Below are 8,504 nucleotides of genomic sequence, written 5' to 3'. Positions count from 1 at the left end.
TGTAAGAGCGGAACCATAGGTCGCCGTTACCGCAGCAACGGATATGTACCCATACCGCCCCAAAGAAACGCCCCCCCCCATCAACCAAAGCGAATATCCAACGCGCGCAAGTAAGTCTGCAACCCAGCATCCTGGATAGGAATCAGAAATGCTTCAGTATCAGACTCATTGAAGTGAGCGTGCCAGTACCCCGGCGGCGTCACAAACGCCAACCCCGGCGACCAATCAACACGTACCGGGTTGCGAATCTGCCCGTCGGCATCCAGTTCAGTGCCTACCAGCGAGTAGCAGCCCGTGGGACAGTCGATAATGAAATCCAGTGCAATCGACTGGTGCCGGTGTGGCTTCTGAATCGAGCCGGCCGGCAGAATGCCGTACATGGCCCACAACACATGGGTCACGGTTCGGGTCTGTGGAAAGTTGCGATTCCCCAGCAGAATGCTGATACGGCTGCGGTCCTGAGCACGCGGATCATCCGCCGCTTCACGCAATTTCAAGTTGGCCAGGGCGGCAGGATACAAGGTCGGCACAAAGCGGTCGGTGCTGCGCGTCACGCCCAGGTAGCGCAACAACGGCTCATCGTGCACATAGTACAAGCGCGCATCCTGCGAGGCGCTGAAGCGCGCTTGCAGCAAACCAGGCAGCGCGATAAAGCAGCCGGTAGACCAGGCAATTTCATGCTCGCCCTGCACAACGCTGCCCTCCCCCGCGATCACATAAAACACTTGCGAAGTCGCATTCGGGTGCAGCTCCAGAGACTCACCGGCGTTCAGCCGAATAAAGTTGGCGCACAGCCCTGGCCCGGTCGCCGGGCCCTCGCAGCCCAGCGCATCGCTGAGGTCAAGCGCCACGACTCGCGACGGGCCGCTGTCATACAGCGAGGCCGGAAAGCTGTGGTAAGGAATACGCGTAATCAGATTGGCACTGATCGGGTTGGCGGCCTTGCTGTATTCAAAGTATTCGGCGTCCACTTGTGTGCTCGGCACATCAGGGGTCAGGTCAGGCTTGAATTCGCTGTTCATGGTTCACCTCAGTCTTCGGCTGGTTTGAACCCACTATAGGCATTGCGCCCACAGGGATTAAGCACTCAGGTGGCACAGCAGTTGTGCAGGATGGGGCAGCTATGCCCTTTGACGGTGCAGCAGGCGTGTCCATCGCCTAAGCGTGAACCGATGAACCCTGTCCTCGAAGCCTGCCTCATACTCAAACGTCATAATCCCCCGTTCGTGTGCGTGGTAATCTGGCGCCACCATGAATAGACATTGATCGTCACTTGACGATGACCAGAGCCAGGAAAGAACATGCCAAAGATTTCTCACTCAGCACTGCGCCGCAACTTCCGTGAACTGCTTGCCAAACAAATCTGCGTTGAAACCGCTTCCGTCTTCGACCCCATGTCCGCGCGTATCGCCGCCGACCTGGGTTTTGAAGTCGGTATTCTCGGCGGTTCGGTCGCATCGTTGCAGGTCCTCGCGGCACCCGATTTTGCGTTGATCACGCTGAGTGAGTTCGTCGAACAGGCCACCCGCATCGGCCGTGTGGCCCAACTGCCTGTCATCGCCGACGCCGACCACGGTTACGGCAATGCCCTGAACGTGATGCGTACCGTCGAAGAGCTTGAGCGCGCCGGCGTGGCGGCACTGACGATTGAAGATACGCTGTTGCCCGCGCAATTCGGGCGTAAATCCACCGACCTGATTTCGGTCGAGGAAGGCATCGGTAAGGTCAAGGCCGCCCTCGAGGCGCGGGTCGACCCGCAACTGTCGATCGTCGCGCGCACCAACGCCGGCGTGCTGCCGACCGAAGACGTCATCGCCCGCACCAAAGCCTATGAAAAAGCCGGCGCCGACGGCATTTGCATGGTCGGCGTCAAAGACTTCGACCACCTTGAAAAGATCGCAGAAAACCTCAAGGTGCCGTTGATGCTGGTGACCTACGGCAACCCGCAGCTCAATGACAGCGAACGCCTGGCCGCGTTGGGTGTGCGCATTGTGGTAGCCGGGCATGGGGCCTACTTTGCGTCGATCAAGGCGACTTACGACAGCCTGCGTGCGCAACGCAAGTTGACCAGCAGCACCTCGAACCTCAGCGCGACTGAACTGACGCATACCTACACGCTGCCGGAAAGCTATGTAGCGTGGGCGAAAGAGTTCATGGATGTGAAAGAATAAAACCCTGCCCCAAACCGTAGGAGAGTCGCCAGACTCTCCACCTCCTTTTCCCCTCAGGGTGATGATCTCGATCCAGGTGATTGGCGACAACATGCCATTGCATCTGCCGCGTCGAGCTGAATTCCATACGCCCGCTGATCATCAATAACTTCCTGCATTCGGCCACCGTCCTCGCGTACAGCTGGACGTCCAGGCGACGGGCTCGCCCCTGCCTTCGATATACTCTTTAAGCCTAGGCGTTATTGCTATTTATTTTCGCCAAATACTGGCACTCGCTCTTGAACAGACCAATACTCCCGAAACCATAACGTCCCCTCTCCCCTCGCTTAACCACAACTAAGCGAGCTGCCAAATGTAGTAGCTGGCAACCACGTGGGTGCCCCCGCTGTCTGGGTGAAGTACGGCATGGGCACAGCACTGCGCCCTGGCATGTATGGTTACATCGAGGGCTTACTGCATCTGGTCAAATTAAAAAAGCATTGACCTGCTCGACATAAATACTCAAAGCCTTGAAACATTACCTACATGAGAACAACGGCGAGTGGCAGACATGACAGTCAACCTCAATAAGAAGATGGCCCCGTTCGGAAACGTCTATGAAAACAGACCAGGACAACCATCAGAATTACTGCAAGGCGTCTACTTTTCGATGTATGACTTTCGCTTTTATGACAGCAATGGCCATCGTTTAAATGAGCGTTGGGAGGCCTACAGCACAAATAAATTTGAACTAAGCTTCGATTTTGGCGAATGCACCTCGCCCTCGGGTGAACATGTAACGATTGCAGGGCGCATTATCACCCCACTTTCTTTGAAGGCACTGATACAGCAACGTGAACCGGCAAGCACGGAAACAATCCAAGCGTATCAGGAAAAATGTTACGCCTGGATGACGGCGTGGGGGTTCAACACCAGCGATTCAATATTCAGCAAAGCCACGGCTATCGATTATGCTCTAATCAGTATTATTTGCGCTCCGGACATTCCGCTTGAACGCCAACGAGTCCAGCTTATTTTTTGGGTTGTCATTTTTCTATTCGATGACATCATGGATAACTTCGCCCACTTCAATGACGGGCAGCTGATCACCATCAAAAAAAATTATGAATGCACGGAAGTATTTTGCAATATTATGAAAGGCAGTATTTTAACTGTTGACGACGTCACCATAGATCATACGTGCTACCCCTATTTTATACCGCTGTGCAATGCATTATTGGATTACAGGCAAGAAATAATAAACGCCACAGCGCCCTTGGGCGATGCGAACCATTTCATTGACTCCTGGGTCGTGTACATGCGCAGCGTCGTGTGGGGGACTGCGGACACTACTGCAGGTGACATCGAGCTTGGCAACACAGATTCAGGGTTTGCTACGAGGGCCTATTTCTTCAAACGCAGCATGACAATTGGAATAGTACCCAACTTTGAATTGATATGCCTGCTGCGGGGCTTTTCACTGCCAACTGACATTAGAGAAAACCCCCTGTTTTTATACTTAAACCATCATCTAAGCCTGTACACGTCATTTGTCAATGATGTCGTGTCCTTGAAGAAAGAGCTGATAAATGGAGAAATAGAAAATTTCGCCTTATTGTATCGAGATCACGGCACCCCCCAGCAGCACGTTAATGAGGCGATCCGTCACTTAAACAACTTTGTCGTTGATTATAATGAAATTGCGAAAAGGCTATTGTTAATCTGGCCTGACGATGACAGCCTGCCAACGTACATCGCCTATGGAAGATGCTGGATGATTGCCCAGTGGCAATGGATGACGCTGATTAACAGGTATAACGTCCCACCCTTGGACTGCCATATTATTTTATAAGCGGCGTTTAATCAGCCGTGGAGTAGCAAAGCATTTTTGCGTCTCACCGCCACCAACCTCATCTTGAGCCTACCGCGCAACGAGGCGAACATCAGCGCTATTGCCTTCCAGCCGCTTGAGCTGCCGATGCTCAGCGCTGAAAAAATCCGCCGTAGAGCCTGCGGCGAACAGTTCAGGGGCGTGCGTTATGACCTCAACATGGCCAGCTTCGGTATGCCCGGCTTGAGCTTCATGACCCGCTACGTCAACGGCGCCGACATCAATGACACCCGAGGCGGTGCCATCGCCGCGAAAGCACGCTAGCTGAAAGTGCTGCACCTACTTATAAAGCAACCGATACAGCATAAACCTGGAAGAGCCGACCAGCGATAACACTGATCAACCGCTAGAACTCAAGAAACCTCATGGAATTGGCGAAAAATACTGTGCCGCGGACCTTGCTGAGCCCTGTCGAATCTTTGGATGATGCGCAAACAGCTATTCAATAAACAACATGATCAATAATGAGTTTTAGTCTGTTGAAAGTACTTTGTACAAAACACTTAACATGTTTGGCCGATCAGTCTGAACATGGCTGATCAGCACAATCTCTCTGTCATACCGATCAATGCCTACCCGGTCCACAGCGCACTTATGGCCCCACTGTTCAAAGCCGGACCAGTACGGCACAAGGCTGACGCCAAGACCTTCGGTTACCAGCATGGCAATTGTCTCTAATGCGTCCAGATCCACCAGGGGCGTCGGCATCAAGCCATTGTCAGCCAAGTAACGCTCAGCATGTCGTCCGCCCCACGAATCTGGATCGTACCGAATGTATGAGTGGGTTTGCAGTTGAGTAAGGATACTGTCCGAGGACTTTTCCTTCGATAGGAAAACCAGCGGTTCCTTTCGCAGTAACACCCTATGCAAAGCTTTTGGCAATTCAAAGGGCGGAGCTACCAATATGGCAGCGTCCAGTTCGCCTGAGAGAAGTGCTTGATACAACAAACGCGATGTTCCCGGCACGATGACCGGCTTGAGGCCTGGCGCTAACTCAGTCAGGGCCCGCAATGCTCCGGGTAGCAAGCCGGTCAGAACGGTCGAAATTGCGCCTATTCTCAACTGTCCCGTAAGCCCCTCCACGTCGGCGTCTCCCGCCAGTAGCGCTACCTCGCGAACGATGCGTTTAGCTCTGGCCAATAGACCAAGACAGGCTTCACTCGGCTTGGCTGCGTGTCCGACGCGAGACAGTAGTTCAAAGCCGAGTTGCCGTTCGAGTGCGAGAATTCGCTGACTCACCGCTGCTGCCGTCAGCCCTTCGACGCGCGCGGCATGAGCGATGGAACCGCATTCCACGACAGTGACGAGGCTTTTCAGATAACGCGTATCCATAAGAAATTCTTTTGATGGAAGTAAAAATTACATGCTATCTCTTTTCATAAAACCAGCACAAGCTTCGGCCGGTCCAGTCATTTCCACCTTTCGGTGATTTTTAGGAGCAACCGATGCAGTCGATTTTTCATTTTGCGTATCACGTCCGCGACTTGGAGCTTTCCCGCCAGTTCTACTGCGATTTGCTGGGTTGTGAAGAAGGTCGTAGCACCGAAACATGGGTAGACATCAATTTTTTCGGGCATCAATTATCGTTGCACTTGGGCGAACCATTCTCTGTGAGTAATACAGGAAAGGTAGGCGACCATAGAGTGCCGATGCCCCATTTTGGCGTGATATTGAAAATGTCAGATTGGAGTGCTTTAAAAGACCGCCTGATCGAGGGCGACGTGAACTTTGTTCTCTCACCTAACCTCCGTTTCCCAAGAGAGCCCGGTGAACAGGCAACAATGTTCTTCCTCGACCCTGCCGGGAATCCTATCGAGATAAAAGGATTCGCTGATTTGGAATCAGTTTACGCAACTTGAACGTGTTCCTGACAGCGCAATACCCGTAACGGTCAACCTTAAAGAGGTGACTGAAGTTCAGATGCATTCACACGATTAATTCGTCGAGCGCTTGCCCGCATTCGACAACACTCAAGCGTCTGATAAAAACAACAACGCTCTACAAACTTGAGGTATTGGAATGAATGTTTTCAAACTCACCTGGGTTGCACTAACTGCAGCGTCCATGATTGGCGTCAGCAGTGCAGCTCTCGCAGGTTCCACGCTGGACGCCATTCAGAAGAAAGGTTTCATTCAATGCGGCGTCTCCGATGGGTTGCCAGGTTTCTCCGTTCCGGATTCTACGGGCAAGATTGTTGGTATAGACGCCGACGTCTGTCGTGCCGTAGCCGCAGCAGTTAGCTGAATACATAGGCGGGTTCTGTTGGGTGCTACTCGGCGAACACCCATTGGAGATGTAACGCGAAACTCAATCAGTTGGTTGTAAGACAGCCATTTAATCAGCCGTCGGGTTATCAGTGCCCCAAAGGAACGATATGCACAATTTTAGTAATTCTGATGCCACTGCCATTGCGGAATGGGTACGTTCCGATGTCGTGATCGCAGAGACGGTAGCTGACCATTTTCTTGAACGTGTCGAGTCGCGCGAGCCGAGCATAAACGCTTTCGTTTCTTTCGACCCCGACGGGGTGCGCACTCAAGCGGGTCAATTAACAACGACTAGCGAGAAAGGTCTCCTGGCAGGCGTTCCAGTGGGGATCAAAGATAACTATGACACCGTGGATCATCCCACCCGTTTTTACTCTTCTATCTATGATGACAACTGTCCATCGCGTGACGCGCATGTCGTCTCACTTCTGCGCCAGGCCGGAGCAGTCATTATGGGCAAGACCCACACCACCGAATTTGCTTACATGCATACCGGCCCTACCCACAATCCACATGACCTTGACAGAACCCCTGGAAGTTCCAGTGCCGGATCGGCAGCGGGGATGGCGGCTGGTTTTTTCCCGGTCGCTTTGGGGACGCAGACGGCCGGATCATTGATAAAACCCGCATCCTATTGTGGACTTTATGCCTTCAAGCCTTCGTATGGGTTGGTTTCTCTTGAGGGGATCAAACCATTAGCGCCAAGTTTCGACACCGTGGGTTGGTATGGCCGCTCCGTTCGTGACCTGGATCTGATGGCTCAAGTCTTGATTCCTGGTTTTCCGGAGCGCACTCATGAAAGCCATTTACGGTCGTTCGGCTTTTGTCGTACGGCCCGTTGGGATCAGGTGGACAAGGACGTAGCCAAATCACTGGAGGCCGCTGTAGAAGATCTGCGATCGGCAGGGCATCAAGTAAGCGAGGTACTGCTGCCCGAGGAGTTTTCCGCTGTATTTGATGACCATCTGCTGATAAACGATTGCGAGGGAGCCCGATCACTCTCCCCGGAACTGCAAATGCATCCGGACAAACTGAGCATTGAACTGCTAGCCATGTTCGAGCGCGCTAGTCTGACAACCTGGGAGCAAGAGTCAGCGGCAAAAAGGCGTTTAGCCAAGTTGGCCCCCGTTTTGGAAGAGATATTCAAGCCTTTTGACGCAGTCTTAGGTGCGAGCTGTGGCATCGTCGCCCCGTTGGGCCTCGGAGCCACGGGACCTTCCGACTTCATCAAGTTTTGGATGGCATTTGGATTGCCGCAAGTCAATATCCCTCTCGCTCGGAAAACCGGGGCGCTTCCCGCAGGGCTTCAAATGATCGGAGGATTTAGAAACGACAGCACTCTGCTACACGCGGCTGAGCAGGTTGATGCAGTGCTGAGGGCGACCCGCTAATAGGTTGAGGCAGGTTGCGCCAGTTGCGGATGCGCGGCATTAGCGTGATGCCCAGCAGATGGGTGAATGTAAAAGCGATCTTCACCGTACTTGCGCCCCGGTGACGCTCAACCTGGAAAACCCGGATGCCCTCGCCGACGGCCTGGACAGGGTGCGCGGCGAAGCGCGGCCCATGCCGATGGAATACGCACCGTCCAATGGCTTCGGCTTTGGTGGCGTGAATGCCGGTGTGCTGTTCCGCCGTTGGGTGTAACCCAAGGTTTGCCCCTGCCTTAGTTTTCGGGGACCATGGCGCCTTTCTGTTACAGCTAACCAGAGGCGCCCATGGCCAACCACGACCTGTCTTACACCCCCGATCCGGATGCCGACTCGATTTCTTCCGACGTCGTCGGCTTCAACGGCATCCTGGTCTCTACCCAGATCCCTACCCGCGCCGATGGCAGCCTGGAACTGGGCGACATCACCGTGCAAAGCGAATGCACCCTGCAAGCGCTGAAAGTCGCGCTGGAGAAAGCCGGCAGTTCCATGGACCGGGTTATGCATCTGACCATCTACCTCACCGACATGGCTGACCGTGCCGCGTTCAACGAGGTCTACAAGCGCTTTTTCGCCAAACCGTGGCCGGTTCGTGCGGCCTTGGGTGTGGCTGCATTGGCCGTGGAAGGCATGCGTGTAGAAGTCACTGCGATGGCGGCCAAGGCCTGAGTGTTCACCAGCAATACAGATCAAATGTGGGAGCTGGCTTGCCTGCTATGGCCATGGGTATCTACGCAACTTTTTGTGTTGCGCTAAGCTTTTTACGGGG

7 protein-coding genes and 3 pseudogenes are annotated in these 8,504 nt (G+C 53.7%); 8 read left to right on the top strand and 2 right to left on the bottom strand.

What is annotated here, in order from left to right:
• Positions 1–80: 80 nt before the first annotated feature.
• Positions 81–1,022, bottom strand: coding sequence for a cupin (locus tag ACI77I_RS31155; RefSeq protein WP_407000006.1), 942 nt, complete (start codon positions 1,020–1,022; stop codon positions 81–83).
• Positions 1,023–1,301: 279 nt separating this feature from the next.
• Between ACI77I_RS31155 and ACI77I_RS31150 the strand changes: the two genes are divergently transcribed.
• The 3 genes and pseudogenes from ACI77I_RS31150 to ACI77I_RS31140 all read left to right on the top strand — a co-directional run.
• Positions 1,302–2,171: an oxaloacetate decarboxylase gene (locus tag ACI77I_RS31150; protein WP_263272736.1), complete on the top strand. Its 870-nt coding sequence runs from the start codon at positions 1,302–1,304 to the stop codon at positions 2,169–2,171.
• 550 nt (positions 2,172–2,721) lie between these two features.
• Entirely contained in the window at positions 2,722–4,002 is a 1,281-nt protein-coding gene (locus tag ACI77I_RS31145; RefSeq protein WP_407000004.1) for a terpene synthase family protein, read from the top strand.
• A gap of 162 nt (positions 4,003–4,164) precedes the next feature.
• Positions 4,165–4,275: pseudogene (locus ACI77I_RS31140) on the top strand (OprD family outer membrane porin); the annotation flags it as partial.
• A gap of 237 nt (positions 4,276–4,512) precedes the next feature.
• Here the strand turns inward: ACI77I_RS31140 and ACI77I_RS31135 are convergent.
• Positions 4,513–5,373: a LysR substrate-binding domain-containing protein gene (locus tag ACI77I_RS31135; protein WP_407000002.1), complete on the bottom strand. Its 861-nt coding sequence runs from the start codon at positions 5,371–5,373 to the stop codon at positions 4,513–4,515.
• A 113-nt stretch (positions 5,374–5,486) separates the two neighbouring features.
• Between ACI77I_RS31135 and ACI77I_RS31130 the strand changes: the two genes are divergently transcribed.
• The 5 genes and pseudogenes from ACI77I_RS31130 (at position 5,487) to ACI77I_RS31110 (ending at position 8,404) form a co-directional block, all read left to right on the top strand.
• Complete coding sequence (locus tag ACI77I_RS31130; protein WP_094953848.1) at positions 5,487–5,900, top strand: VOC family protein; 414 nt, start codon at positions 5,487–5,489, stop codon at positions 5,898–5,900.
• Positions 5,901–6,060: 160 nt separating this feature from the next.
• Positions 6,061–6,279 (top strand): annotated as a pseudogene (locus ACI77I_RS31125) (amino acid ABC transporter substrate-binding protein); the annotation flags it as partial.
• A gap of 136 nt (positions 6,280–6,415) precedes the next feature.
• On the top strand, positions 6,416–7,699 hold the full coding sequence (locus tag ACI77I_RS31120) for an amidase (protein ID WP_406999999.1): 1,284 nt from the start codon (positions 6,416–6,418) through the stop codon (positions 7,697–7,699).
• Positions 7,700–7,793: 94 nt separating this feature from the next.
• Positions 7,794–7,952, top strand: a pseudogene (locus ACI77I_RS31115) (beta-ketoacyl-ACP synthase II); the annotation flags it as partial.
• 71 nt (positions 7,953–8,023) lie between these two features.
• Positions 8,024–8,404 carry a RidA family protein gene (locus ACI77I_RS31110; protein WP_094953846.1) on the top strand — a complete coding sequence of 127 codons (381 nt, stop codon included), beginning with the start codon at positions 8,024–8,026 and terminating at the stop codon, positions 8,402–8,404.
• Positions 8,405–8,504 lie beyond the last annotated feature (100 nt).

Source organism: Pseudomonas sp. D47, assembly GCF_045447305.1.
Taxonomy (GTDB): Bacteria; Pseudomonadota; Gammaproteobacteria; order Pseudomonadales; family Pseudomonadaceae; genus Aquipseudomonas.
Note: the sequence above shows the minus strand (reverse complement) of the source record. Positions and strands in the feature narration are given on the sequence as shown.